This window comes from Streptomyces sp. NPDC036815 (assembly GCF_055609205.1).
Map to the genome: position 1 here is coordinate 159,277 of NZ_JBVJPW010000010.1, position 25,184 is coordinate 184,460.

The following is a 25,184-nucleotide window of genomic DNA, read 5'->3' on the forward strand; positions in this document are numbered from 1 at the left end:
TGATCGATCATCGGCCGTGGCCCCGGCGGCGCCTCGTCCGCCCCCTGCGTGCCGTGCGTCCGTACCGCTCGCCTCGCCCACTCACTACGGCAGGTTCAGCGGACGGGGGTGAGCTCCGGGTCCTCACGGAGCTTGCCGAGCGCACGCGACACCGCGCTCTTGACGGTGCCGATGGACACCCCGAGCACCTCGGCGGTCTGCGCCTCGCTGAGGTCCTCGTAGTACCTGAGGACGACCATCGCCCGCTGCCGCGCCGGCAGCTTCATGATCGCGCGCCACATCGCGTCGCGGAGCACCTGCTGCTCCGCCGGGTCCCCGGCCGGTGCGACCTCGGGCTCCGGCAGCTCGTCGCACGCGAACTCGTCGACCTTGCGCTTGCGCCACTGCGACGTACGCGTGTTCAGCAGGGCCCGGCGCACATAGCCGTCGAGCGCGCGGTGGTCCTCGATCCGGTCCCACGCGACGTACGTCTTGGTGAGCGCGGTCTGCAGCAGGTCCTCGGCATCGCTCGGATTCGCGGTCAGCGAGCGGGCGGTGCGCAGCAGTACGGACTGGCGTGCCCGTACGTAGGACGCGAACGACGGGTACGAGGCGGGCCCGTTGGTCCGTGTCGGACCCGGGCGCCGCGTCGCGGCCTGCGATGCGCTGGTGCACACGGACACCATGGATGCGGTCATGGCTCCACGCTAGAAGCGCCCCCTACTTCTGCGGATCGGCCGCAGGTCCCGAAGCGGTGTCCGCCTCAGGTTGTACGAGTGGGGTTGCCTCCACCTCCTACAGGTGGAGGCGACGGAGCGCCCCTCTGAGGGTTCACCCCCGAGAGCCGCCCCGGCGCATCCTGCCCCCGGGGCGGCGGGTGGACCGGCGGCCCGGCTAGCCGATGCGCGCCACGGGGGCGTGCATGTAATTGCGGTCGATCATCAGTGTGCGCCCGCCGTGGCGCTCCTTCACGTTCCCCGCGTACTGGTGGATACGCCGGGCCGGACGCCATGCCTGGCTGCTCAGCATGGGCTCCCGGTACAGGGCAGGCTTGGTGTGCCAGCGCGCGAACCACATCACCGCCGGCAGGTCCCGCGCGCCCGCCCGCCGTGCCAGCTCCATGTGCCGCACTCCGGCGGCGGCGCTGCTGTAGAACCCGGGGACGTACCCCTGCCTGCGCACTTCGCGGTCCCAGGACCTGATGAAGGAGAGCGTGGTGTTGGCGCAGCTCTTCTTGCGGTAGCTGTAGGCCTCCATGTCCAGGTAGAGGGGGCTCTGCCGCTGGATGCCGATGGCCTTCGCCGCGCGTACCGCGTCGCGTGCCTCGTTCGTCCCCTGACCCCAGGGGTTCCGTCCGATGCTCACGTGCTTCTTGTTCCTGGCGACGACGCACGGCGACTGCGAGCCGACGTAGACCGGCAGGACCCGCCAGCCCATCCGCTTCATCGCGCGCATCCAGCCGTGGTTCAGCTGCGACTGGTTCTTGCAGGCCCGGCCGCGGCCCGCGTAGTAGATGCCGACGGCGCCGTAGCTGGACCGCTTCCAGCGCCGCATGGTGTCGGTGGACGGGGTGATGCAGGTGTCGAAGGCCCGGCCGCGGAAGGTCGACATCTTGGCGGCCGCCTGCGCGCCCGGCCGGACCGCACCACTCGCGGTTCCCGTGGTGTGGTCGGCCGCGATGCCCGGCGGTGACGCCGACAGGTCCGCGGTCAGGGCGGTCAGGACCAGGGCCAGTCCAATGATCAGCTTTCTCAGACGCATAAGGCGAGGGAACGTTCCGATCCGCGCGACGGACCGGGGACACGCGCTGCGTTCAGCCGTCTGACCCCAGAATCAGCCCCGATGTGGGGACACCCGTGCCTGCCGTCACCAGAATGCGCGTGGCGTCGGGTATCTGGTTCGCGGATGTGCCGCGGACCTGCCGCACGGCCTCCGCTATGCCGTTCATGCCGTGCAGATAGGCCTCGCCCAGCTGGCCGCCGTGCGTGTTCAGGGGGAGCCGCTCCTCGGCGACGAAGCCCGTCGCCTCACCGGGCGGGCAGAACCCGAACTCCTCCAGCTGCATCAGGACGAACGGGGTGAAGTGGTCGTAGAGGATCCCGACGTCGATGTCGGCCGGGGCAAGACCCGAGGTCCGCCACAGCTGCCGGGCCACCACCCCCATCTCGGGCAGCCCGCTCAGGTCGTCGCGGTAGAAGCTGGTCATCTGCTCCTGCGCCCGGCCCGCGCCCTGGGCCGCCGCCGTGACGACGGCGGGCGGGCGGGGCAGGTCGCGGGCCCGCTCCACGCTCGTCACCACGATCGCCTGCCCGCCGTCCGTCTCCTGGCAGCAGTCCAGCAGGCGCAGGGGCTCGACGATCCAGCGCGAGGCGGCGTGGTCCTCCAGCGTGATCGGCTTGCCGTGGAAGTACGCCGCGGGGTTGGTGGCCGCGTACTTCCTGTCCATGACGGCCACGTGGCCGAAGGCGTCCGGCGTCAGGCCGTACGTGTGGAGGTAGCGCTGGGCCGCCATCGCCACCCAGGAGGCGGGGGTGAGCAGACCGAAGGGCAGGGACCAGCCGAGCGCGGCGCCTTCGGCGGAGGGCTCGCGCCGCTGCACGCCGGAGCCGAATCTGCGGCCCGAGCGTTCGTTGAACGCGCGGTAGCAGACGACGACTTCGGCGACCCCCGTCGCCACCGCGAGCGCCGCCTGCTGGACGGTGGCGCAGGCCGCACCGCCGCCGTAGTGGATGCGGGAGAAGAAGGACAACTCCCCGATGCCGGACGCCTGGGCGACGGTGATCTCGGGGCTGGTGTCCATGGTGAACGTGACCATGCCGTCGACGTCGGCCGGTGTCAGTCCCGCGTCGTCGAGCGCGGCGCCCACCGCCTCGACGGCCAGCTTGAGCTCACTGCGCCCGGAGTCCTTGGAGAACTCCGTCGCCCCGATGCCGACGATCGCGGCCTTGCCGCCGAGACCGTCGCGCCGCCGGACGCTCATGCGGCACCTCCCGCGGGGACGGTCACCGTGACCGTGCCGGTGACGTGGTTGCCGATGCCGTTGGCCCCGACGACCCTGACGGTGGCCGTCTCGCCCTCGGGTGCGGGTGCGACCCGCTCGACAGTTCCCTTCAGCACCATCGTGTCTCCGGGGTAGTTGGGCGCCCCGAGCCGGATCGCCACCTTGCGCAGGACGGCGGCGGGGCCGAAGTGGTCGGTGATGTACCGGCCGACCAGGCCGTTCGTGGTGAGGATGTTCATGAAGATGTCGGGGGAGCCCTTGGCCCGCGCGAGCTCCGCGTCGTGGTGCACGTCCTGGTAGTCGCGGGACGCGATGGCACCGGCGACGATCAGTGTGCGGGTGATCGGGATCTCCAGCGGCGGCAGCTCTTCGCCCTGCTGCGGGTTCTCCCTCATGCCCTGCCCTGGGTTCTCCCTCATGCCCTGCCCTGGGTTCTCCGTTCCGCCCTGTCTCGTGTTCCGCGTCATGACGACTCCCCTTCCGACGCAGCCTCGGCAATCAACTCGCCCAATTCCTCCAGGACTTCGCTGCCGCAGCCCAGGTACGCGTCCAACTGCCGCCCCCACAGGAAGTGCCGGTGGACGGGATGGTCGAGGTCGGCCCCCATGCCGCCGTGCAGATGCTGGCCCGCGTGCACGACGCGGGTGCCCGCCTCCGACGCCCACCAGGCCGCGGTGAGCGCCTGTGTGGCGTACGGGAGGCCGGTGTCGCGGCGCCAGGCCGCCTCGTATGCGGTGACTCTGATCGCCTCCGTGTCCATGTACGCGTCGGCGGCGCGCAGTTGGACGGCCTGCTTGGCGGCGAGGGGGCGGCCGAACTGCTCCCGTTCGTTCGTGTGGGCCACCGCGCGGGCCAGCGCCCCCGCGCAGACTCCGGCCTGCAGCCCGGCGAAGGCGGTACGCGCACCGGCCCGCACGTCCTCGTACGCCGCGGGCCCGCCGAGACGCTCCCCCGGTGTCCGGTCGAGAACGAGCCGCCCCGCCGCCCAGGGCGCGGTCAGCTCGACCGGCTCCACCCGCGCGTCGGCCGCCCGCACCAGCCACAGGCTCCGGTCACCCGCCGCCACCAGGACGTGCGTCGCGTCCCGCAACCAGGGCACCCACGGCACGACACCGCTCAACGCCCCGTACGCGCCCCCTCCGGCCGCGCCTACGACCGCCTCGACCCCAACCGCGACCGCCTCGGCCCCGCCCGTGTCCGCCTCAGCCCAGTCCGTGCCCGCCTCAGCCCTGTCCGGGGGCGCCTCGACCCCACCCGCGACCGCCTCGACCTCACCCGCGACCGCCTCGGCCCCGCCCGTGTCCGCCTCAGCCCCGCCCGTGTCCGCCTCAGCCCTGTCCGGGGGCGCCTCGACCCCGCCCGCGACCACCTCGACCCCGCCCCGGGCCGGCAGCGCCCCCGTAGCGACCGCGCTTCCCTGCCGCAGCGCGGGCAGCAGGCGGGTCCGCTGCTCGGGCGTGCCGTGCGCGGCCACCGCGAGCACGCCGTAGACACAGCTCGCCGCGAACGGCACCTGGGCCGTGACCCGCCCCTGTTCCTCGAGCAGCAGCACGAGGCCGAGAAGCCCGAGGTCCTCCACCGCGCCCGGCAGCCCCGCCGCGCACAGCGCCTTCCACAGCTCGGCGTCCGAACCGGTCCCCGCCGCCGCGAGCCGCTCCGGGGTGGCCAGGTCGGCGAAGACCTCCCCGGCGAGATCACGCGCGGCCGCCTGCTCCTCCGTAGGCGTGAAGTCCATGTCAGCCCACGCTCCCCGCCACGTCCACGGCCCGGAACACCGGCAGCTCCAACTCCGCGTCCACCCGCCGGAATTCGAGCCGCACCGGCAGCCCGATGCGCACCTTGTCGTACGGCACTCCGACGATGTTGCTGACGATCCGCACGCCCTCCGCCAGCTCGACGAGCCCCACGGCGTAGGGCGGATCGAAGGCCGGGAAGGGTGGATGGTGCATCACGACGTACGAATAGACCGTGCCGTCGCCGCTCGCCCCGACCGTGTCCCACGCGGGCGACCCGCAGGCGTTGCACCCCGGAAGCCAGGGGAAGCGGAGCTCGCCGCAGCCGGTGCAGCGCTGGATCAGCAGGCGGTGAGCGGCGACGCCCGCCCAGAATCCGGCGTTGTCGCGATTGACGACCGGCCGGGGCCGCTCACCCTTCGGCCGCTGTTCCACCGGCGCGTACTTGAGGATGCGGAAGCGGTGCGTCCCGGCGAGGTCGTCGCCGACGCGGACGTCCATCCGCGTCGTGACGAAGTGGCCCGTGCCCAGCTTGGTCGTCTTGCGCTCCGAGACCGACTCGATCACCGCGTCGAAGGTGATCTCGTCGCCGGGCCGCAGCGCCCGCAGGTACTCCTGCTCGCAGTCGGTGGCGACCACCGAGGTGTACCCCGCGTCGTCGAGCAGCGCGAACAGCTCGTCGTGGGCGCGGAAGCGGCCGCCGTTCACGGAGAGGCCGCCCATCGTCCAAGCCTGCAGCATCGTGGCGGGCGCCACCGGATCCGCGCCCCCGTACGCGGAGTTGGTGTCGCCCATCGCCTCGCACCAGTGCCTGATCATCGGCCGGTTGACCGGGTCCTTGCCGCGCCCCGCCTCCTCCGCCGCTCTGCCCTCGAACGCCTTCAGCTCCTCGTACGCGATGTCCTTCACCGCCGCCCCCTCCGCATGCCGAGCCGCATCGTCGCGACGATCTCGCGCTGCACCTCGCTCACCCCGCCCCCGAACGTGTTGATCTGCGCGGCCCTGTTCATCCGCTCCAGCTCCCCGTCCCCGAACCCGCCCGGCGAACCGGCCCGGACCAGCCCCGCCTCTCCCGTGATCTCCTGACACATTCGGTACACCGCCACCGCCGATTCGGTGCCCATGAACTTCACGCCGCTCGCGTCGCCCGGCGCCAGCGCGCCCGCGCCCACATCGCCCACCAGACGCCAGCTGAGCAGGCGCGTTGCCGCGAGCCGGGCATGCACCTCGGCCAGCCTCGACCGCACCCACGGCGCGTCGATCCGGCGCTCGCCCGTCACCGGGTCGGGGGTCCGCGCAGCGTCCAGGGCCGCCGCGCAGAAGTCCTCCGCCTGCATGCCGATCGCGGCGAGGGCGACTCGCTCGTGGTTGAGCTGGTTGGTGATGAGGCCCCAGCCGCCGTTCTCCTCGCCCACGAGGTTGGCGGTGGGCACGCGGACCCCGTCGTAGTAGGTCGCCGTCGTCGTCAGGCCGCCCACCGTCTCGATCGGCGTCCAGGAGAAGCCGGGGTCGTCGGTCGGCACGAGCAGGATCGAGATGCCCTGGTGCTTGGGTGCGTCGGGGTCGGTGCGGCAGGCCAGCCAGATCCAGTCGGCGTGCTGCGCGTTCGAGGTGAAGATCTTCTGGCCGTCGATGACCCAGGAGCCTTCGCGGCCGTCGCCACCACGGGCAGTACCGGTGTCACGGGAACTACCGGTGTCACGGGCATCACGCACCGCCCTGGTCCGCAGGGACGCCAGGTCCGTCCCGGCGGAGGGCTCGCTGTAGCCGATCGCGAAGACGAGGTCGCCGCTGAGGATGCGCGGCAGGAAGGCGGCCTTCTGCTCCTGCGTGCCGTACTTCATGAGCGTCGGCCCGACGGTGTTCAGGGTGACCATCGACACCGGTGCGCCCGCGCGGTAGGCCTCGTCGAAGAAGATGAACTGCTCGTCGGCGCCGCGCCCTTGGCCGCCGTACTCGACGGGCCAGCCGAGGCCGAGCATTCCGTCGGCCCCGATGCGCCGCAGCAGGCGGCGCTGGGCCGGTCCGTCGGCCGCGTCGGGCGGCCCCTCGGGCATCACGTCCCGGAAATACGCGCGCAGTTCGGCGCGGAGTCGGCGCTGGCTTTCGGTGGGGGCGAGGTGCACGGTGGCGGCCTCTCCGTCTCGGGTCCATCTCGTACCGACAAGGGTTTCTGACTGTCCGTCAGATACCGGCCCGGTGTCAAGAGATCACCCACCGCCGACCACGCACGGGGGCGGCTCCCCGAAGCGGGGCGCGACCGCGCACGGAGAAGGTGGTTCCCGAAGCGGGACGCCGCCGCGCACGACGGCGGCTCGCCGAAGCGGGGCCCGGACACCTCCTGAAGATGCCGCCCCGAACACGCCTGTGCGGCGGCGCCGAAGCACCGCCGCACAGGACGTCACACCCCACTGCGCACGCCCCTTGGAGTCGTCCCGAGCGACTCCAGGGGCCGCCGGCTCACCAGAGTTCGGTGAAGTTGACCGCGATGTTCTCGTTCGACTGGTCGATCGCCGTGAACGCGGAGCCGTTCACCTGGGCGGTGTTGCTCTGGTTGGAGGCGCCGTTGCCGACGGCCTGCTGCTGCGTCGTGGACGAGTTGCCGTTGTTGTTGTGGCCGACGCCGCTGCCGTTCACGGTCGCCACGCCCGCATTGGATCCGTTGTTCGCGAAGGCTCCGTTGTCGGCCAGCGCGACGCCCGAGAAGAGCGCTGCGGCCAGCGGCACGGCGGCAGCGGCGGCGATGATGCGGGCGGTACGGATGCTTGCCATGTCAATTCCTCCAGAGCAGGAGGTACACACCGGCTCCTGGCCGGGCGTACCCGAAGTGCGGCTTTTTCCAAGGCAGTTGGCCGACCGTCTTGGAGATCTGTGCGGCGTCGCGACTCCAGAGTTGCCCACCGAATCCCCGGCGAACCACCCTGGAAGCCGTGATTCCCCCGCAAGCGTGATGACATGTCGATAAACGTGCCGCACGCCCCCTGAGTCCCGCCCGTGTCACGGGCCGACCCCGCGCCACCCTCCCCGATCCGCGGCCGCACGCCAGGCGCCGCACGGGATGAAGCGTTACGGCAGCGGCCTCGCGGACCCCCGCGAGGAGGCCCGCGCGAGGGGGCGCCGCCCCTCCGAAAGCGCACCACCCCCGCCATCTCCCGACCGCCCCCTCTTCCCTTCTTCGAACGTGTGTACGAACATGAAGTCATGGCCCCCATCGACCGCCATGCCGCCGAACACCCCTCCACCGAGCCCCGAACCACCGGCCGCCCCACCACCGGCCGCCCCACCGCCGACAGCTCCCCTGCCGACAGCTCCCCTGCCGAGAGCTCTGCTCCCGAGCACCCCACCCCCGACAGCTCCGCCCCCGAACGCCCCGCACCCGAACACCGAAGCGGCGACCGCCGAGCCAGCACCCTCGCGCTCGCCCACGCCCTGTCCGCCGCCGAGCGCGGCCTCGCGGTCATCCCGCTGTCCCGCACCAAGCTCCCCGCCCTGCGCTCCCCTCACCACGACGAGCCCCACCCGGCCCTCTGCCACGGTGAATGCGGACGCATCGGGCACGGCGTGCACGACGCGTCGACCGACCCGCGGCGCATCCGGGAACTCTTCGCCGCCGCCCCCTGGGCCACCGGCTACGGCATCGCCTGCGGACTGCCGCCGCACCACCTGATCGGCATCGATCTGGACACCAAGTCCGGTACGGACGCTCCGGCGGCCCTGCGCGAACTGGCCCTGCGTCACCTCTTCACGATCCCCGACACCGTCGTCGTGACGACGCCGAGCGGCGGCCGCCACCTCTGGCTGGCGGGTCCCGAAGGCACCGTGGTCCCCAACTCGGCGGGCCGGCTCGCCCCCGGCATCGACATCCGGGGTGCGGGCGGCTACCTCGTCGGCCCCGGCTCCCGTACCGAACACGGCGTCTACGGCACCGTCCCCGGCACGTCCCACCTGCCACCGGCGCCCTGCCCGCCCGCGCTGCTGCGCCTGCTCGTGCCCCCGCCGCGCGCCGCTCACCCATCACCCCACCAGCCGCCCCACCCGGCCGGGCACGCCTCGGCGGAGAGCCAACGCGGCCAAGGCCTGGTGCAGTTCGTGCTCGCGGCGCACGAGGGCCAGCGCAACACCCGTCTCTTCTGGGCCGCCTGCCGTGCCTACGAGAACGGCATCGGCGAGGCTCTGGCCCCTCAGCTCACCGACGCTGCCCTCCGCGTCGGCCTCACCGAGCGCGAGGCCCACTCGACGATCGCCTCGGCGGCACGCCTGACGGGGCACGCCTGACGGGTACGCCCGATGAGCCCGTCCGACGAGCCCGCCTGACTCCGGCGTGCCCCGAATGGAGGGCAAGAACGTGTCCGAGAGCGCGGCGAAGCGTTGGTCACGCGGGCGCCCGACAGGTGTGCTGCTCCTCTGCCGGAGCGACGTCGTGTAGTGGCCCGGCGGGGCGCCTTTCGACTGGCACGTACTCAAGGAGAAACAAGCATGTCCGCAATGAAGAAGACCACCGCTGTCGTTCTGGGCACCGGCGCCCTCATCATGGGCGGCGCGGGCCTCGCCAGCGCCGACGCCGGAGCCCAGGGTGCTGCCGTGAACTCGCCGGGCGTCATCTCGGGCAACGCCATCCAGGTCCCGGTCCACGTCCCGATCAACCTCTGCGGCAACACCGTTGACATCATCGGCCTGCTCAACCCGGCCTTCGGCAACACCTGCGTCAACGACTGACCCGTCACACCACGCCGTAAGGGGCCCCAGCCCGCCCCGCACGGCCCCGGCCGAGCGCGCCACCGCCCTTCCTTCTCGGTGGCGCGCTCGCGCGTTCCACGGGACGCGGAGGGCAGTCCTAAACAAGCCACCCTAAGAACGTGCCCGTCCCGATGCCGGTGCCGGTGCCAGTGCCCGTGCCGGTGCCGGTCGAGTGAGGAGCGTACGGAGATCGATGACGCGGTAGCCGCGGGCTCCGGCCGCGTCGAGAATCCGTGGCAGAGCCCTCGCGTCGATCACGACGCCCTTCTTCGTAGACGTGCCGACGTGCAACTGCAGGATGAGTCCCGGACGCAGTGCGTCAAGTGCTCTGCCCACCGCGAGATCCACGGTCATGCCGCCCTCGGCGCCCTTCCAGCCGTTGGTGTCCGCGCTGAATTCGACGTCGGCGAATCCGAGCGCGTTGAGCTCTCTGATGTGCGCGGGGCTGGTGGCGCTGTAGGGGAACCGGAAGAACGGGGTCAGATTGCTCCCCGCCCCGGCCGTACGCAGGCTCTTGTCCGCTGCCAGGACCTCCCGGGCTCTCCCCGCGGCGGTCAGGTCCTTGAAGTAGGGGTGGCTGTAGGAGTGGTTGCCGAGGCCATGTCCTTCGAGCGCGACGCGCCGCACCGCTTCGGGGTGCCGGTCGGCGAAGTCGCCGGTCAGGAAGAACGTGGCGGGCAGGTGCCGGCGGGCCAGTTCACCGAGGACGGTGTCGAGGCCGTCGACGTTCCAGGCCGCGTTGAACGTCACGGCCATGACGCGTTCGCGCGTACGCATGACACGGTTCTCGGACCCGAACAGCGACGCCAGCCCGGACTTGTCGGAGCCGGTCCCCGGCCCGCCCGAGGCGGCCTGGGCAGGCCTGCAGGGCATCGCCGACAACACGGCCCCCGCGAAACCGAAGAGCCCTGCGACCAGCGCGCGTCGCCGAGAGGGCACGGCACGGTACGGGCTCACGCGCACGGTGGCCACGTCGAGTTCATCGTCCACCCCCCAGACCCTGCCCGACACCACCGCACCGCCCCGGCCACCACGCCGGACGTGGGGAGGCCGGACACACCAAAGCCGGGCACGCGAAAAAGGGCGCTCCCTGACCGGGAGCACCAGGAGCCAACCCGCCCGATAGGTTCGCGGAACTGGCCCGCATCTGGACACAGAGCAGGCAAACACCTCTCGCGGGCATGTCGTGCGCGTCACCATCGGCTGCGTGACCATAGACAAGCGCCGTCCCAAGCAGCCGGGCCGTCACACGCCGGACCTGTGGCCGGTGTGGCTCGTCGCCCCCATCGCTCTGGTTCTCGTCGCGGCGCTCGCGTACGGCCTCTACCAGGGAGCGGACGCGCTCCTCACCGCGGAGAAGGTCGGCAAGGCTCCGGTCGAGGTTCAGGACGTCCTCAAGACGACGGTCACCGTTCTGACCCTGGCTGGTGCCGTCCTCGCCGGCCTGTACGCGTACCGCAAGCAGCTCCTCGACGAAGGAGCCTCCTATCGCGCGGACGCCACCCAGCTCGCCGACCGGTACACCACGGCGGCCGAGCAACTCGGCCACGACCAGGCCGCGGTGCGCCTCGCCGGGGCGTACGCGATGGCGCGCTTGGCCGATGACTGGCCCGAGCAGCGTCAGGTGTGCATCGACGTGCTGTGCGCCTACCTTCGGATGCCCTACGAGCCCGACCCCACTGCGGCGGGATTCGTGAAAGGCGAGCGGGAAGTCCGCCTGACGATCATCCGGACCATTCGTGATCACCTTCAGGACCCCACCGTGCCGACCACCTGGTGCGGGTGCGACCTGGACTTCACGGGGGCCGTCTTCGACGGCGGCGACTTCACGGGCGCCCTGTTCTCCGGCGGCACGGTCGACTTCAGCGGCGCGACGTTCTCCGGTGGCGTGGTCCACTTCATCCGTGCGACGTTCTCCGGAGGCATGGTCGACTTCGATGGCGCGACGTTCTCCGGAGGTGTGGTCCACTTCGATGGCGCGACCTTCTCCGGCGGCAGGGTCCACTTCGTCCGCGCCAGGTTCTCGGGCAGCGCGGTCTACTTCATCCGCGCGACGTTCTCCGGCGGCGTGGTCGACTTCACCATCGCGAGGTTCTCCGGCCGCGGAGTCGCCTTCGGCGGCGCCACGTTCTCCGGCGGCGCGGTCCACTTCAGCCGCTCGCTATTTTCCGGCGGCTCGGTCGCCTTCGACGGCACGAAGTTCTCCGGCGGCACGGTCGATTTCGAGGGCGCGACGTTCTCCAACGGCACGGTCGTCTTCCATAACGCGACGTTTTCCGACGGCACGGTCGACTTCAGCGGCGCGACGTTCTCCGGTGGCACGGTCGACTTCGCGGATGCACGCATTCATGCCGAAGCGGCCATCAGTTGGGGCCCGTTCCCGGTGATACCCACCAATCAGCCCTGACCTCAAGCCGGGACGCCGGCGCGTACGAGGGAGACGGGCTGAACACCGGAAGGGGTGCCCTTCCATGGAGGGGCATCCCTTCTGCCACTCGGTGCCCTTGCCCCCCGGTCGAGATCACCGGGCAAGGCATACGAGCCGTCACTCACCAGCCAAAGGGCTTACTCAGCAGGATGGAACTTTGACCCGGTCAGTGTGATCAGAGGTGAGCGTCGCCATCGTTTCGGCGTAGGCGCTCCAGGCGTTGCCCTTGGCGGCATAGTTCATCTTGTTGGTCATTCTCCAGTCTCCCTCCTCGCACGGATAGCCGGCGCCCTGGAGCTTGAGCATGCCATTGCCGGTGGCCCCGGAATACTCGCCGCTGTACTGCTTTCCGCTGGGGCTGGTGAGGCTGTAGGAGCCAGTGCCCTGACAGGCGACCTTTGGCCACTCGGTGAGGTTGCCGATGGCGTGGTTGTCGTACTTGCACCAGTGTGCCGCCGCCTCGGGCTGCACCTTTCCGCCGCCCTTGAGCAGGCAGCGACCGCTTTTCACTTCGAACGTCGGGTTGCTGACCCGGTCGTGGTCAAAGGTCGCTTCAGCGCATGACCACCCGCGCTTCCAGTCGATGTCCGACTGAGTAGTCGGGACTTTTCCGCCCTCGAGGGGGACCCACTTGCCGTTGACGCACTTGGCCAGCAGCTTGCCGGTGTCATCGCCGTAGAACTCGCCCTCTGGGACAACCGTGCCCGTCCAAGTGCAGTCCCGCGTGGGCTGCCCGAGCGGAGAGGCAAGAGCGACGGGCGCGGATAGCGCGGCTGCAGTCCCCAGGATCGTAGTCAGAGTCAGAGCCGTGCGGAAGATGGGCATGATCGTCTCTCTGTTCGGATGGGAACTGACCACCCATCTAGTCCCCGACGAGATAGTGCAATAACGGTGCGTGACTATTTGGAGTCGTTTGGCTCAGCGCGCCCGCTCGGCTTCCCTCGAATCGCGATCGTCAGTCGCTTCGGGTGCGCACCTCTCCGCCCACGATGCCCGAGAGCGACGCTCCCAGTGGCGAGACAGACCTCACGAAGATGGAGCCCACGGCTCTGCGGAGCGTGTATGGCTCCATACGTGAGTTCCGGGGCCACCTATCCGGATGACGAGGCGACCTCTCGTCAACTTGACACGAAATGGATCGAACCTGCTTCCGCCCCGGCTCCGGTCTGAGATTCTGGAGACTGATCGAGAGGGGCCGCAGGTATGGAGTGGAAGACCCACGGAGAGCGTCAGGTCTACACCAACAAGTGGGTGAATCTGTGTCTGGTCGACGTCCAACAGCCTGACGGGCGCCGGTGGGAGTACCACGTCGTACGTCTGCGGCACCTGGCCGTGGCCGCCGTGGTGAACGACCGCCAAGAGGTTCTGATGATGTGGAGGCATCGCTTCATCACGAAGTCCTGGGCATGGGAACTGCCCATGGGCCTGGTGGAAGAGGGCGAGACTCCTGAAGAGGCGGCGGCCCGCGAGGTGTTGGAAGAGACGGGTTACCAACCTGGCCCCATCAAGCCCCTCGTCTACGGCGAGCCCGCCAACGGGATCACCGACTCGCAGCACCACGTCTTCCGCATCGACGGCGGGACCTATGCGGGCCCACCAACCGAGAAGAACGAGTCGGACCGCGTCGAGTGGATTCCCCTCTCAGAGGTGCGCGGGATGATCGACCGCAAGGAGATCGTGAGCAGTGGATCGCTCATCGGCCTCCTGTACCTCCTCATGGACGAATCGATCCGCTGACCGGCGGAAGGAGCGCCCGTAGCCTCGCCTCGAAGGCCAGCGCTACGGGCTCGTTCCTATGCGGGGCGAGCTGGTCGTAGAACTCCCTGAGGTGGCCCGCGACCCGCTCGGACGCCACCGTCGAGGCCGACTCCAGTGCCTGACTGGCGGTATGGCAGGCCTGATCCAGCTTTCCCTGGTCCAGCTGCGTACGCGCGAGCCAGAACGAGTGGAAGGCCCGGCCGCGCTGGTTGGCGCGGTCTTCTCGACGTAATGCGTCCGCGATCAACGGCTCCGCGATCACGGCCTCACCCAACCGTCCGTGCGCAATGCCGGTGTCCACGATGAGCTTCGCCTCGTCGAAGTAGGACACCCACGACGGGTCCGGGTCTGCCGCCTGGATCTGCTCGAACTGGCGGTGTGCCTCCCCCAGTGCCCGGTGGGTGGAGTCCCGGTTCCCGAGCGTGGCGTGCGCGAAAGCCTCCCGCATGGCAAGCATCGACAGGACACGCGGGGTCGTGCCCAGAGTTGTTCGGGCCTGGTCCTGGGCGGCGTTCACGTAGGCCAGCGAGTCCGCAGGCTTGTCCTCATAGGTGGCCTGCAAGCTCAGGCAGCCCAGGATGTTGGTCATGGCCTGCCGGTCGTCGCTCTCCCTGGCGAGCTGCAACGCCTGCGTGAAGTAGGCCGTCGCCTGGTGGTACTGGCGGGCGTCGAAGTAGGTCCACCCCGCCATGCGTGCAAGCTCGGCGGCGACGCCGTACAGGCCGTTCTGGATGGCGGCGGGCCCGTTCTCCTTGAGTCGCCCGATCACATAGCGCAGCTGCCCGATGATGGCCGGCCGCAGTGCCTCGCCCCCGTGCTGGTCGTCCTGGCGCCAGTAGCCCTCGATGGACGACTGAAAGGCCGTGAGTGTCACCGCGTTGAGGCTCGTCCTGGTAGTCAACGCCAAGATGCTGTCTACGTCGGTGCCTGGCAGCATCGACGGTCCAAGCGTCTCCGGACTCGGCTCCTGCGGCCCCTCGGGTTGGCTGACCTCAAGTGGCTGAGGGGTTTCCCAAGGCCGTCGCGCGAGCCCCAGCATGTGTCCTGGAATGCGCAGACCGTCCGCGATGCGTTCGACCACGTCCATGTGCAGCAACCGACGTCGGCCCGCGATGACTTCACCGACACGGCTCGGAGTCAGATCACACTGTCTGGCGATCATTGAGGGGTAGACGCCCGCCCTGATCTTCACCATCCGGAAGACCCGGGCGAAGTCCCGCACGCGGCAGGCTTCGATCATCTCGGGGTCAGTCAGCAGCCCGGCAGGAAGTTCCTGCGGATGGGCCTGCCCGGTCATCGCGAAGCTCCCACGGACTACCCAACGTTGCCGCGTGTCACCTGCCGTGATGGTACCCAAGTCGGGTAATCAGCTGGGCCTTTCAGCGCGGTCACCGCACTCGCGATGCTTCGAGCATGGCGAACGAACAGCTACCAGCTGCTAGCCCGGCAGCGCGGCCCTCCGGCTCGGAGCGCACCACACCTACCGCGAGATCATCACGCGCCCCTGGCACGCATGGAGGAGAGCTTGACGCGATCAGCGGTCCAGCCCGTCGCTTCTCTGCGCTCCCGCCCTCACCGAACAAAGCCGATCGAGATGCTCTCCCACGCTCAAGGCGCGGTGGGGGCGGGTGCAACAACAAAAGACCGGACCACCCCTCAGCCTGGACAGCATTCCGGGTGTTCCGGTCGCGGAAACCCTGATCAGGGCCCCGTGCAGAATCCATCGTGGTCCACGCCTGGTCCACGCCTGGTCCACGCCTGGTCCACACACACGAAAAAGGGTGCCCCTCGACGAGAGGCACCCTTCTGACCGGCACTCACGCCGATCTGCAAGCGGTGGGTGTGGGATTTGAACCCACGGTGGCGTGAACCACGACGGTTTTCAAGACCGTTCCCTTAGGCCGCTCGGGCAACCCACCCCGCGCCGTCCCACCGGAAACGGAATCAGGACGGCGCGAGCACAAGACTAGCGGGTCAGCTGTCGCCCTTGCGCTGGCCCAGGGTCACGTCGACCGTGTGCTCCTTGCCGTCGCGCTGGTACGTGATCTTGACGGTGTCGCCCGGCTTGTGGGTCCAGATCTGGCCGATCAGGGTCGGGCCGCTGTCGACCACCATGTCGTCCAGCTTCGTGATGACGTCGCCGGGCTTGAGGCCCGCCTTGTCCGCCGGGCCGTTCGGGGTGACCGGCTGCGTCGTGTTGCCCGCGCCCTCCCGGCTGATGGTCGCGCCGTTGCCCTCCTGCTGCAGGGAGACCGAGGCGCCGATCACCGGGTAGACGGGCCGGCCGGTCTTGATGAGCTGCTGGGCGACCTGCTTGGCCTGGTTCACCGGGATCGCGAAGCCCAGGCCGATGGAGCCGGACTGGCCGCCGCCACCGCCGAGGCCGCCGCCGCTCTCGGCGGGCTTGATCGCGGAGTTGATGCCGATGACCGCACCGCGCGCGTCGAGCAGCGGCCCGCCGGAGTTGCCGGGGTTGATGGACGCGTCGGTCTGCAGCGCGCTCATGTACGAGCTCTTGCCGCTCTGGCCGCCGTCGCTGGAGGTCACCGGGCGGTTCTTGGCGCTGATGATGCCGGTGGTGACGGTGTTCGACAGGCCGAAGGGGGCGCCGATCGCGATGGTCGAGTCGCCGACGGCCACGCGGTCGGAGTTGCCGAGGGCGAGCGGCTTCAGGCCCTCGGGGGCGTTCTTGAGCTTGATGACCGCCACGTCGTAGCCCTCGGCGCGGCCGACGACCTCGGCGGCGTACTTCTTGCCGTTCGAGAACGTCACCTGGAGCTTGCCGCCCTCCGCGGCCGACGCCACCACGTGGTTGTTGGTGAGGATGTGGCCCTGCTTGTCGTAGACGAAGCCGGTGCCCGTGCCGCCCTCGCCGCCGCCGCTCTGCGCCTCGATGGTCACGACGCTCGGCAGCGCGTCGTTCGCGGTCTTGGCGACGGAGCCGGGCTCGCGCTTCAGGTCGGCGGGGGTGTCCGCGGCGGAGACCGTCGTGGAGCCCGTGTTGTCGTCGTTCCGCTCGGCCGCCCAGTAGCCGACGCCACCGCCGATGCCGCCCGCGATCAGGGCGGCAGCGAGCACCGCGGCGACCAGGCCGCCGCGCCGGCCGCCGGGCTTCGGCTCCTGCGGGTGGTACGAGGCGCCCCAGCCGGAACCGGAGCCGCCGTCCGTGGCGTACGAGGGAACGGCGGGCGGCGGCGGGGGCGGCCAGTGCCCGGCGGCGGGAGCGGCCCCGGGAGCGTGCCCCGGAGCGGCCTGCGGAGCTCCCGCGTGGGCCGGGGCGTGCCCGGGAGCGGCGTGCGCCCCCTCGTGACCCGGCTGCCCGGCGGACGCGGTGGCACCCGCGGAGGCCGGAGCCGCGGCACCGGGCTCGGCCCCGGCGGCGGAACCGGCGATACCGGCTGAACCGGCGGTACCGGCCGCAGGACCCCCGGCAGCGGAGTCGGCAGGAACAGCGGGAGCGTCCACCGGCGCAGGGGGCGCGGACGGGGCCTTGGGTACCTCGTTGCCCTCGTTCTCGGTGCTCACAGCTCTTCTCCTCGGTCCATGCTGTCGTTGCGTGCGTTCTCGGTCACGGCCTGGCTGTGCCAACTGTGCAGCTGTCATCTCTGAGCATCTGTCTGCAGTCAGCTTTTCCCATGGGCTGTCAGGGCACCATAAGCCGAGCCTGTGTGTCCGGCGCTCCCGGAGGGTGCCGTCCGGCGAGCCGTCGAGTACCCCGTGATGGCACCATGACGCGGTGACCCTCGCACGACAGCACCAGATCCAGGTCGTCGCCCACCGCGGAGCCTCCCAGGACGCTCCGGAGCACACGCTGGCTGCCTACAAGAAGGCGGTCGACGACGGTGCCGACGCTCTCGAATGCGATGTACGGCTCACCGCCGACGGGCACCTCGTGTGCGTCCATGACCGGCGCGTCAACCGTACGTCGAACGGCCGCGGGGCCGTCTCCGCCCTCGAACTCGCCGATCTCGCCGCCCTGGACTTCGGGTCCTGGAAGAAGCAGCACGGGGAGGCCGACGAAGGGCCCGACTGGGAGGGCTCCGCGGGCGAGGCCACGTCCGTGCTGACCCTGGAACGCCTCCTTGAACTGGTGGCCGAAAGTAATGCCTCCGGGCGGCGGGTGCGGCTGGCGATCGAGACCAAGCACCCCACGCGCTGGGCGGGCCAGGTCGAGGAGCGGCTGCTTCTGCTGCTCAAGCGCTTCGGTCTGGACGCCCCCTCCAGTGAGGCCGAATCGCCGATCCGGGTCATGAGCTTCTCCGCGCGTTCGCTGCACCGCGTGCGGGCCGCGTCGCCGATGCTGCCGACCGTCTACCTGATGCAGTTCGTCTCGCCGCGCCACCGGGACGGACGCCTTCCGGCGGGCGTCCGCATCGCAGGCCCGGGCATGCGGATCGTGCGCAACCACCCCGGGTACGTGGCCAAGCTGAAACGCGCGGGACACCAGGTGCACGTGTGGACGGTGGACGAACCCGCGGACGTGGAACTCTGCGCCGAGCTGGGTGTCGACGCGATCATCACCAACCGCCCCAAGCAGGTTCTGTCCCACCTGGACCGTCTGGGACTCCATTAACTCCGGTTACAGGGAGTGCACCGGCGCGTTCGGTCCGTATTCGATCGTTACGAGTGCGTCACCGGACGGGGATTGGCCGGTTTCCGGTCCAGTCCATTGGGGCATCCACACCGTGGCGTGGGGCGAAGGAGGTCTCGGGGGTGGCGTTGGTGGTGGCACGGGAGGTGCCCACGTCGTCGAGCATGGCCGTTCCCCATGGCCCTGCGGGCGTGGGGGAAGCGAGACACCGTATGCGCAATCAGCTGCGCATGAGCGGGGTCCCGGAATCGGTGGTCGACGATGCCGTACTGATCCTGTCGGAGTTGCTCAGCAACGCCTGTCGGCACGGCAGGCCGCTGGGCCGCGGCATGGTCGGCGACGGCGATGTACGAGCGGCCTGGCACATCGATCAGACGGGCCGGCTGACGGTCGAGGTGACGGACGGCGGCGGCCCGACCCGCCCGGCCCCCGCCACCCCCTCGGTCACGGCGCACGGCGGCCGCGGGCTCAACATCATCACGGCACTCTCCGACACCTGGGGAGTCCGCGACGACGTGCACGGCGAGGTCACCGTGTGGGTCGTCCTCCAAGCGGGGCACCACCGCGAGGACTTCGCTACGCGCGTCGCCGCGCCGACGCCGGCCGCGATATCCGACCTCGCCTTCGCGGACCCCTTCGACGACGTGGACTGACCGGGCCGTACACCGACCCCCGTACGGGCAGCCGTCCGAGAACGCGACCCGACGGCCCCCGTGCCAGCGGCTAGGCTCGCGCCCGTACGCAAGAGAGAGCCGTAGCCGGGAGACACCCAAGATGGCCAAGAAGCGCCCGCAGACCAAGGGCAAGTCGCAGCAGCCGCAGCGGGGGGACGGGGAGATGCCGGTCGTCGGCGCCCGCGAACCCTGCCCCTGCGGCTCGGGCCGCCGGTACAAGGCCTGTCACGGCCGGGCCGCCGCCCACGCGGTGACCGAGCTGGTGCAGCGCCCCTTCGAGGGCCTGCCCGGCGAGTGCGACTGGGTCGCGCTGCGCGAGCTGGTCCCCGCCGCCACGGTGGAGCTGACCCTCAAGGCCGGGCTCCCCGAGGGCGTCCCCACGGTCTCCCTCGCCACCGTGCTGCCGATGGCCTGGCCCGCGCTGCGCCGCGACGACGGCTCGGTCCTGCTCGGCCTGCAGAACGACACCTCGTCCGGCGACATCAGCCGCGACCTGGCCGACACCCTCCAGCGCGCCCTCGAGGCCGAGCCGGGTACGCCGGTGAAGGGCCGCCGCGCCCCCGCCGACGGCCCGCGGCTGCAGGACCTGCTCGACCCGGCGGGCCCGTTCGAGCCGGTCGTGCACGCCGGCTTCGAGTTCTGGGTGCCGGACGCGGAGAACGCGACGCCGGAGGTCTCCGCTTCCCTGGAGCGGGCGAACGACGCCGCCATCCCGACCGTGAAGCTGACCGGCGTGGACGCCGCGTACTGGTGTGAGACCCCGGACAAGAACCACCTGCGCTGGGTCATGCCGCACCCCGAGGAGCAGCTCCTGGACGCGCTGGCCCGGCTGCACGCGGCCGGTGCGTCGAGCCTCGGCGAGGGCACCCGCCTGGTCGGCTCCTTCCGGGCACACGGTCTGACCGTGCCGGTGTGGGACCTGCCGAGCGAGGTCGGCGCCGCGGACGTCGAGAAGCCCGCGGCGGAGTTCGCCGAGCGGCTCGCGGCGGCGCTCGCCTCGGACGCCCCGCTGACCGCTGACGAGCGCCGGGCGCGCGGTGGCCTCACCAACCGCCAGGTCACGCTGAGCTGAAACCGTGTGCGCGCGCCGCTCAGGCCGTGTGCCGCGCCGCTGAAGCCGTGTGCCGGGCCGCACCACTGACGCGTCAGTCAGTCGGTGCGGCGGGGGAGGAACGGGTGACTCCCGTCACAACTCCCCTAGGGGGCAAGTAAATCCCTGTCCGGATAACTGGGATCGAATTTGCCAAGAGCCGATCTCTTGTTACCGTTCAGGTAGCCCGGTTGCTGGTGCATCCCCCGTCGCCAGCAACCGGGCCTTTGCGTGCCCGCAAGCCGGTTCAGGGCTCAACTGTCCTGCGGCGATGCGGAGTTGCTCCCCGAGCGCAGCAACAGCCCGCCCGCCTCTCCCGCCGCGTACTCCGCCACCGCCGTGTACGCCGCCGCCTCGCCCGCCGACCGCTCGCGCGGAGTCTCGCAGGTCGCCGGTTCGTCCCCCGCACCCACCGAACAGTGCATCTGCACCGTGTGCGCGCCGGGGCCCATCAGGGTCAGGACGGCGGTCAGCTCCTTGCCGGTGGCATTGCGGTAATAGGTACGCGCCCACGTGTCGTGCCCCAGCGCGAGGACGCACGTCTGCGCTTCGATGCCCTCGGGCGAGGAGACTTGGGGGCCGCAGTGGGCGGCGGTGGTGGCGCCGAGGCCCGCGAGCAACGAGGGCTCCGCGTCGGCCTGCGCCGGTCCGCGCGGCTCCGAAGAGGCGTTCGAAGGGGCGGGGAGGGGCGACTTCGCGTCACCGTCACCCACCGGCCCCGCGGATGCGCCGGCGAGCGGCAGGAGAACCGTGAGGGCCGCGACGCCCAGGAGCACGATCAGGCGGGGTTGCATGAGCCGAAGATAACGACAGTGGGCGCGCGGCCCGGTCGCCGCGCGCCCAATTCCCCTACAACTCGGGCGCGCTCACACCCGTACGAGTGAGGGCGTCCACGACGGCGTCCACCACCGCTTCGACGTCCGGCACCCAGGGGGCGGCGGAGCCGGGCAGCGGCGCGCGCTCCCAGCGGACCCGGCCCTGTCCCGTCCCGGAGGGGGGCAGGGCGAGATAACCGCCCTCGCCGTGGAAGCGCAGCGAGCCGGGGACGCAGTCCTTCGCATAGAGGAGCTCGCCCAACTGGGCCATGGAGTACGGCGCGACGAGCAGGTGGATCCTGGCCTCGGTGGCGACCACCGGGCCGAGCCTGATGCCCATCTCGTCGAGCGCGGCGAGGGCGCGCACGCCCGCGTCCACGGGGAGGCTCACGGCGCACGGGGCGCTGCCTCCGGTGGCGAGCACGACGGGTGCGCCGGGTCGGTTGGTCCACCACCAGCGGACCATCCGCTCGTCGGTGGTGGCGGCGAGGAGGCCGGGGTCGAGGGGGTGCGCGCCCGGTACCGCGCAGTCGGGGTCGGGGCAGGCGCACCGGCTGCCGTCGCGTCGGTCGAGTCCGACTCCCGGCAGTACGGGCCACCGCCATGCGGTCGCGAAGGTCAGAGCCGCGCCGAGCTGTCCGGCGCTCCGGCCGGGCTTTCTTCCGATTCGCCAGGACAGGAGCCTGCGTCGCCTTCCGAGGATCTCGCGCATGAGCGCTCGTTCCTTTCCGTTGCACGCCGGCGTTAGCCGGGGAGACTGCGGGCCACATCACACCATGTGTGGATCTCTTCGCTGTACGTACGAGCTGGCACATCCGACCCCAGCCTGCGGCATGGGGAACCACTCTGAACCGAGCGTTGACGTGGCGTGGGGTGGCGGCGCCTGGCGTTTGCCGTCCCGCGATATTGCTTGCCGCCTCCGCCACGGGAGGATGGGGCACGGTCGTCGTGAGTTAGGACGCCCGGGTCCTTGGTCAGGTTCCGGACGGGTCCCAACTGCCCCTGGCCATCACTGAGTACGTACCCAGCGCGACCATTGCAACGCTTTACCGAACAACGTCAGTCGACCCCAATATGCCCTAACCCGGCGCTGTTTTCAGCCATATTTTCAAGATCTTTTTCAAGTCACGCAATTCCCTCGGACACCAGGAATCCCAGCAGGACAATGCTGGACATCTCCTCATCAGTGCGTGTACATCTGGAGGCACTGCTAGCGGCGCAGAATGACATGGGGGTTTGCGATGCTATCGAGCATTACGCACCGGCCGGAAAGCCGTCGGCCATGAACGCCCCGCACCTTCGGAAAGTGGCCGGAATCGATTCCACAGTTCCGCCACCGGCCCACACTGTCGCGCCCACCGCGCAGGCCACGCCCGCCGCAGCGCCCCCGGAGGGCACTTCCCTGCCGGGCGCACCGGGTGCCGTGCTCCAGGACCGCCTCGCGGGCTGGGTCTCCGACCTCACCACGCTCCACGAACTCACCGAGCGGATCGCCCGCACGACCACCCTCGACGACGCCCTGCACGAGCTCCTGCGCGCCGGTGCCGCGCTGGTGGGCGCCCGGCGCGGGCTCGCCGTCGTGGAGCCCGCCGACGGGCTCGGCCCCGACACGACCGTCGGCCTCGGCCTCGACCGCGCCGACCTCGGGCACATCGAGACGGTGCCGCGCGGCGCCACCTCGTACGGCAGGATCCTCGACGCCGCGGAGGGCCGGCCGGGTGGTGTGCCGGACGAGATCGCGCAGCCCGACCTGCTCGCCGAGGACGGCCTCGACCCGCGCCACCGCGAGGTGGCCGCCCGCCTCGGCTACGCCGCGAGCTACGCCGTGCCGCTGGCCACCGGCACGGCGGGCCGGATCGGCGCCGCCGTCTGGCTGTACGACGAGCCCGCGGAACCGGCCGAGCGCCGCCGCCACCTCGTCGGGCTCTACACCCGCCACGCCACCGAGCACCTCGCGCGGCTCATCGACCTCGACCGCGCCCGCGCCGCCGACGCCACCCTGCGCGAGGAGCTCATGCCCTCGCGGCTGCCCCGCATCGCCGGGGTGCAGCTCGCCGCCCGGCACCGCACGGGCCCGCGCGGCGGCGGTGACTGGCACGACGCGCTGGCGCTGCCGGACGCGGCGCTCGGCCTGGCGGTCGGGTCCGTGACCGGCTCCGGCCCCAGCGCCGTGGCCGCGATGGGGCGGCTGCGCGCCTCCCTGCGGGCGTACGCCGTGATGGAGGGCGAGGACCCGGTCGCCGTCCTCTCCGACCTGGAGCTGCTTCTCCGGCTGACCGAGCCCGCGCGCTCGGCGACGGCGCTCTTCGCGTACTGCGAGCCCGCCCTGCGCAAGGTCGTGCTCGCCGGTGCCGGGCACAGCCCGCCGCTGATCGTCGGCGAGCGGCGCACGGAGTTCGTCGAGACCTCCCTGTCCGCGCCGCTCGGGATGCTCGCCTGCTGGGAGGCGCCGAGCGTGGAGATCAGCCCGGAGCCCGGAGAAACGGTGCTTCTCTACACCGACGGGCTCCTGCACCGCACCGGCGACCCGATGGACCGGGCCTTCGCGCGGCTGCACGCGGCGGCGGCGAGCGTGCCCAGGAGCATCAGGGACGACCCCGGAGCCATCGCCGACCACGTGCTGCGCACCGTGCTGCCGGACGGCCTCGACACCGCGGACAGCGACGAGGACGTGGTGCTGCTGGCGGCGCGCTTCGAGTGAGCGTGGGGTACGTCCCGGCGGGGCGTCGGGCACGCGCGCGTGGAGGGTTCTTTCGTGAGGCCCCGGGCACGGTGTGTAAGTGGCCTTCCGGCCCTGGGACCCCTTCCGTACACCCGTACGATGGAGGATGGTCCAGTGTCGTACAGAGGAGGCAGATCGTGTCGGAGGCGCTCAACCCGGCGGAGCCCATTGCTGCTACCGCAGCGGGCCCGGAGGAGACCGAAGCAGAGCCGATCAAGCAGCGCAAGAACGGCCTGTACCCGGGCGTTTCCGATGAGCTCGCCGAGAACATGCAGTCCGGCTGGGCCGACACCGAGCTGCACGACCTGCAGCCGATCGCGCAGGCCGAGCACACCGCGGCCCGCCGCGCCGCGCTCTCCGCGCGCTTCCCCGGCGAGCGCCTGGTCGTCCCCGCGGGCAACCTGAAGACCCGGTCGAACGACACCGAGTACGCCTTCCGGGCCTCCGTGGAGTACGCGTACCTCACGGGCAACCAGACCGAGGACGGCGTCCTGGTCATGGAGCCCACCGCGACCGGCCACGACGCGACCCTCTACCTGCTGCCGCGCTCCAACCGTGCGAACGGCGAGTTCTGGCTGGACGGCATGGGCGAGCTCTGGGTCGGCCGCCGGCACTCCCTCACCGAGGCCGAGAAGCTGTACGGCATGCCCGCATCCGACGTGCGCGAGCTGGCCGGGGCGCTGCGCGAGGCCACCGGGCCCGTCCGCGTCGTGCGCGGCCACGACGCAGGCATCGAGGCGGCCCTGACCGACAAGGTCACCGCCGAGCGCGACGAGGAACTGCGCGTCTTCCTCTCCGAGGCGCGGCTGGTCAAGGACGCCTTCGAGGTCGGCGAGCTGCAGAAGGCCTGCGACTCGACGGCCCGCGGCTTCGAGGACGTCGTGAAGGTCCTCGACAAGGCCGAGGCCACCAGCGAGCGCTACATCGAGGGCACGTTCTTCCTGCGCGCCCGCGTCGAGGGCAACGACATCGGCTACGGCTCGATCTGCGCCGCGGGCCCGCACGCCACCACCCTGCACTGGGTGCGCAACGACGGAGCCGTGCGTTCCGGAGAGCTGCTGCTGCTCGACGCCGGTGTGGAGACGCACTCGTACTACACCGCGGACATCACGCGCACGCTGCCGATCAACGGCCGCTTCGACGCGCTGCAGAAGAAGATCTACGACGCGGTGTACGAGGCGCAGGAGGCGGGCATCGCGGCGGTGAAGCCGGGCGCCAAGTTCCGCGACTTCCACGACGCCGCGCAGCGTGTGCTCGCCGAGAAGCTGGTCGAGTGGGGCCTCGTCGAGGGCCCGGTCGAGCGCGTCCTGGAGCTCGGCCTGCAGCGTCGCTGGACCCTGCACGGCACCGGCCACATGCTCGGCATGGACGTCCACGACTGCGCCGCCGCGCGCACCGAGGCGTACGTGAACGGCACGCTGGAGCCCGGCATGTGCCTGACCGTCGAGCCCGGCCTGTACTTCCAGGCGGACGACCTGACCGTGCCGGAGGAGTACCGCGGCATCGGCGTGCGGATCGAGGACGACATCCTCGTCACGGAGGACGGCAACAAGAACCTGTCGGCGGCTCTGCCGCGCACGTCCGACGAGGTCGAGGCGTGGATGGCGCGGCTCAAGGGCTGACCTTTCGCGGACCGGCGTCATCGCGAGCCAGGCC

General features: G+C 70.9%; 23 protein-coding genes and 1 tRNA gene. 9 read left to right on the forward strand and 15 right to left on the reverse strand.

Translation table 11 applies throughout. The annotated features are described in order from the left end of the window. Positions 1-95: 95 nt before the first annotated feature. The 8 genes from ACZ69I_RS21730 to ACZ69I_RS21765 form a co-directional block, all read right to left on the reverse strand. Complete coding sequence (locus tag ACZ69I_RS21730) at positions 96-677, reverse strand: SigE family RNA polymerase sigma factor (RefSeq protein WP_470834012.1); 582 nt, start codon at positions 675-677, stop codon at positions 96-98. Between the two features lie 196 nt (positions 678-873). Next, entirely contained in the window at positions 874-1,740 is an 867-nt protein-coding gene (locus ACZ69I_RS21735; RefSeq protein ID WP_470834014.1) for a DUF1906 domain-containing protein, read from the reverse strand. Between the two features lie 52 nt (positions 1,741-1,792). After that, positions 1,793-2,959, reverse strand: coding sequence for a lipid-transfer protein (locus ACZ69I_RS21740; RefSeq protein WP_470834015.1), 1,167 nt, complete (start codon positions 2,957-2,959; stop codon positions 1,793-1,795). Then, entirely contained in the window at positions 2,956-3,399 is a 444-nt protein-coding gene (locus ACZ69I_RS21745; RefSeq protein WP_470834016.1) for a MaoC family dehydratase, read from the reverse strand. The genes ACZ69I_RS21740 and ACZ69I_RS21745 overlap by 4 nt, the downstream gene beginning before the upstream one ends. A gap of 44 nt (positions 3,400-3,443) precedes the next feature. Beyond that, positions 3,444-4,715 (reverse strand): acyl-CoA dehydrogenase family protein, encoded by a 1,272-nt coding sequence (locus ACZ69I_RS21750; protein WP_470834017.1) that lies wholly within the window; start codon positions 4,713-4,715, stop codon positions 3,444-3,446. A 1-nt stretch (position 4,716) separates the two neighbouring features. Beyond that, positions 4,717-5,622 carry a bifunctional MaoC family dehydratase N-terminal/OB-fold nucleic acid binding domain-containing protein gene (locus ACZ69I_RS21755; protein ID WP_470834019.1) on the reverse strand — a complete coding sequence of 302 codons (906 nt, stop codon included), beginning with the start codon at positions 5,620-5,622 and terminating at the stop codon, positions 4,717-4,719. Then, positions 5,619-6,839, reverse strand: a complete 1,221-nt coding sequence (locus ACZ69I_RS21760; RefSeq protein ID WP_470834020.1) for an acyl-CoA dehydrogenase family protein — start codon at positions 6,837-6,839, stop codon at positions 5,619-5,621. The genes ACZ69I_RS21755 and ACZ69I_RS21760 overlap by 4 nt, the downstream gene beginning before the upstream one ends. 334 nt (positions 6,840-7,173) lie before the next feature. Then, complete coding sequence (locus ACZ69I_RS21765) at positions 7,174-7,485, reverse strand: hypothetical protein (RefSeq protein ID WP_467679004.1); 312 nt, start codon at positions 7,483-7,485, stop codon at positions 7,174-7,176. 429 nt (positions 7,486-7,914) lie between these two features. Between ACZ69I_RS21765 and ACZ69I_RS21770 the strand changes: the two genes are divergently transcribed. Together ACZ69I_RS21770 and ACZ69I_RS21775 are read left to right on the forward strand one after the other, a co-directional pair. Next, positions 7,915-8,988: a bifunctional DNA primase/polymerase gene (locus tag ACZ69I_RS21770; protein ID WP_470834022.1), complete on the forward strand. Its 1,074-nt coding sequence runs from the start codon at positions 7,915-7,917 to the stop codon at positions 8,986-8,988. Positions 8,989-9,189: 201 nt separating this feature from the next. Next, positions 9,190-9,429 (forward strand): chaplin, encoded by a 240-nt coding sequence (locus ACZ69I_RS21775; RefSeq protein ID WP_467679009.1) that lies wholly within the window; start codon positions 9,190-9,192, stop codon positions 9,427-9,429. Between the two features lie 132 nt (positions 9,430-9,561). On the opposite strand, the gene ACZ69I_RS21780 is transcribed toward ACZ69I_RS21775, so the two are convergent. Continuing rightward, positions 9,562-10,440 carry a polysaccharide deacetylase family protein gene (locus tag ACZ69I_RS21780; RefSeq protein WP_470834024.1) on the reverse strand — a complete coding sequence of 293 codons (879 nt, stop codon included), beginning with the start codon at positions 10,438-10,440 and terminating at the stop codon, positions 9,562-9,564. A 217-nt stretch (positions 10,441-10,657) separates the two neighbouring features. Between ACZ69I_RS21780 and ACZ69I_RS21785 the strand changes: the two genes are divergently transcribed. Continuing rightward, entirely contained in the window at positions 10,658-11,857 is a 1,200-nt protein-coding gene (locus ACZ69I_RS21785) for a pentapeptide repeat-containing protein (protein WP_470834025.1), read from the forward strand. 162 nt (positions 11,858-12,019) lie between these two features. Here ACZ69I_RS21785 and ACZ69I_RS21790 read toward each other — a convergent pair whose 3' ends face one another. Continuing rightward, entirely contained in the window at positions 12,020-12,703 is a 684-nt protein-coding gene (locus ACZ69I_RS21790) for a hypothetical protein (RefSeq protein ID WP_470834027.1), read from the reverse strand. A gap of 378 nt (positions 12,704-13,081) precedes the next feature. Between ACZ69I_RS21790 and ACZ69I_RS21795 the strand changes: the two genes are divergently transcribed. After that, on the forward strand, positions 13,082-13,615 hold the full coding sequence (locus ACZ69I_RS21795; RefSeq protein WP_470834028.1) for an NUDIX hydrolase: 534 nt from the start codon (positions 13,082-13,084) through the stop codon (positions 13,613-13,615). On the opposite strand, the gene ACZ69I_RS21800 is transcribed toward ACZ69I_RS21795, so the two are convergent. The 3 genes from ACZ69I_RS21800 to ACZ69I_RS21810 form a co-directional block, all read right to left on the reverse strand. Continuing rightward, positions 13,593-14,933 (reverse strand): helix-turn-helix domain-containing protein, encoded by a 1,341-nt coding sequence (locus tag ACZ69I_RS21800; RefSeq protein WP_470834029.1) that lies wholly within the window; start codon positions 14,931-14,933, stop codon positions 13,593-13,595. The two genes, ACZ69I_RS21795 and ACZ69I_RS21800, sit on opposite strands and share 23 nt — an antisense overlap. A gap of 537 nt (positions 14,934-15,470) precedes the next feature. Further along, positions 15,471-15,555 (reverse strand) — tRNA-Ser (locus ACZ69I_RS21805). Positions 15,556-15,610: 55 nt separating this feature from the next. Beyond that, positions 15,611-17,161: a S1C family serine protease gene (locus ACZ69I_RS21810; RefSeq protein WP_470834031.1), complete on the reverse strand. Its 1,551-nt coding sequence runs from the start codon at positions 17,159-17,161 to the stop codon at positions 15,611-15,613. A 211-nt stretch (positions 17,162-17,372) separates the two neighbouring features. On the opposite strand from ACZ69I_RS21810, the gene ACZ69I_RS21815 reads away from it, so the two are divergent. From ACZ69I_RS21815 to ACZ69I_RS21825, 3 genes are all read left to right on the forward strand, one after another. Next, positions 17,373-18,209: a glycerophosphodiester phosphodiesterase family protein gene (locus ACZ69I_RS21815; RefSeq protein ID WP_467679017.1), complete on the forward strand. Its 837-nt coding sequence runs from the start codon at positions 17,373-17,375 to the stop codon at positions 18,207-18,209. 53 nt (positions 18,210-18,262) lie between these two features. Further along, on the forward strand, positions 18,263-18,880 hold the full coding sequence (locus ACZ69I_RS21820; RefSeq protein WP_467679019.1) for an ATP-binding protein: 618 nt from the start codon (positions 18,263-18,265) through the stop codon (positions 18,878-18,880). 121 nt (positions 18,881-19,001) lie between these two features. Continuing rightward, complete coding sequence (locus tag ACZ69I_RS21825; protein ID WP_467679022.1) at positions 19,002-19,973, forward strand: DUF5926 family protein; 972 nt, start codon at positions 19,002-19,004, stop codon at positions 19,971-19,973. 272 nt (positions 19,974-20,245) lie between these two features. On the opposite strand, the gene ACZ69I_RS21830 is transcribed toward ACZ69I_RS21825, so the two are convergent. Both ACZ69I_RS21830 and ACZ69I_RS21835 read right to left on the reverse strand, forming a co-directional pair. Next, positions 20,246-20,785 (reverse strand): hypothetical protein, encoded by a 540-nt coding sequence (locus ACZ69I_RS21830; protein WP_470834033.1) that lies wholly within the window; start codon positions 20,783-20,785, stop codon positions 20,246-20,248. Between the two features lie 55 nt (positions 20,786-20,840). Continuing rightward, entirely contained in the window at positions 20,841-21,518 is a 678-nt protein-coding gene (locus ACZ69I_RS21835) for a bifunctional DNA primase/polymerase (RefSeq protein WP_467679026.1), read from the reverse strand. Positions 21,519-21,971: 453 nt separating this feature from the next. On the opposite strand from ACZ69I_RS21835, the gene ACZ69I_RS21840 reads away from it, so the two are divergent. Further along, a complete protein-coding gene (locus tag ACZ69I_RS21840; RefSeq protein WP_467679029.1) occupies positions 21,972-23,507 on the forward strand; it encodes a PP2C family protein-serine/threonine phosphatase in 1,536 nt (511 codons plus the stop codon). Positions 23,508-23,665: 158 nt separating this feature from the next. Next, positions 23,666-25,150, forward strand: a complete 1,485-nt coding sequence (locus ACZ69I_RS21845) for an aminopeptidase P family protein (RefSeq protein ID WP_470834036.1) — start codon at positions 23,666-23,668, stop codon at positions 25,148-25,150. The last annotated feature ends 34 nt before the right edge of the window (positions 25,151-25,184 follow it).

Coding starts and splice junctions, on each gene's coding strand:
- ACZ69I_RS21730 (WP_470834012.1), bottom strand. CDS start 677: ATGACCGCATCCATGGTGTCCGTGTGCACCAGCGCATCGCAGGCCGCG.
- ACZ69I_RS21735 (WP_470834014.1), bottom strand. CDS start 1,740: ATGCGTCTGAGAAAGCTGATCATTGGACTGGCCCTGGTCCTGACCGCC.
- ACZ69I_RS21740 (WP_470834015.1), bottom strand. CDS start 2,959: ATGAGCGTCCGGCGGCGCGACGGTCTCGGCGGCAAGGCCGCGATCGTC.
- ACZ69I_RS21745 (WP_470834016.1), bottom strand. CDS start 3,399: ATGAGGGAGAACCCAGGGCAGGGCATGAGGGAGAACCCGCAGCAGGGC.
- ACZ69I_RS21750 (WP_470834017.1), bottom strand. CDS start 4,715: ATGGACTTCACGCCTACGGAGGAGCAGGCGGCCGCGCGTGATCTCGCC.
- ACZ69I_RS21765 (WP_467679004.1), bottom strand. CDS start 7,485: ATGGCAAGCATCCGTACCGCCCGCATCATCGCCGCCGCTGCCGCCGTG.
- ACZ69I_RS21770 (WP_470834022.1), top strand. CDS start 7,915: ATGGCCCCCATCGACCGCCATGCCGCCGAACACCCCTCCACCGAGCCC.
- ACZ69I_RS21775 (WP_467679009.1), top strand. CDS start 9,190: ATGTCCGCAATGAAGAAGACCACCGCTGTCGTTCTGGGCACCGGCGCC.
- ACZ69I_RS21790 (WP_470834027.1), bottom strand. CDS start 12,703: ATGCCCATCTTCCGCACGGCTCTGACTCTGACTACGATCCTGGGGACT.
- ACZ69I_RS21795 (WP_470834028.1), top strand. CDS start 13,082: ATGGAGTGGAAGACCCACGGAGAGCGTCAGGTCTACACCAACAAGTGG.
- ACZ69I_RS21800 (WP_470834029.1), bottom strand. CDS start 14,933: ATGACCGGGCAGGCCCATCCGCAGGAACTTCCTGCCGGGCTGCTGACT.
- ACZ69I_RS21825 (WP_467679022.1), top strand. CDS start 19,002: ATGGCCAAGAAGCGCCCGCAGACCAAGGGCAAGTCGCAGCAGCCGCAG.
- ACZ69I_RS21830 (WP_470834033.1), bottom strand. CDS start 20,785: ATGCAACCCCGCCTGATCGTGCTCCTGGGCGTCGCGGCCCTCACGGTT.
- ACZ69I_RS21835 (WP_467679026.1), bottom strand. CDS start 21,518: ATGCGCGAGATCCTCGGAAGGCGACGCAGGCTCCTGTCCTGGCGAATC.
- ACZ69I_RS21840 (WP_467679029.1), top strand. CDS start 21,972: ATGCTGGACATCTCCTCATCAGTGCGTGTACATCTGGAGGCACTGCTA.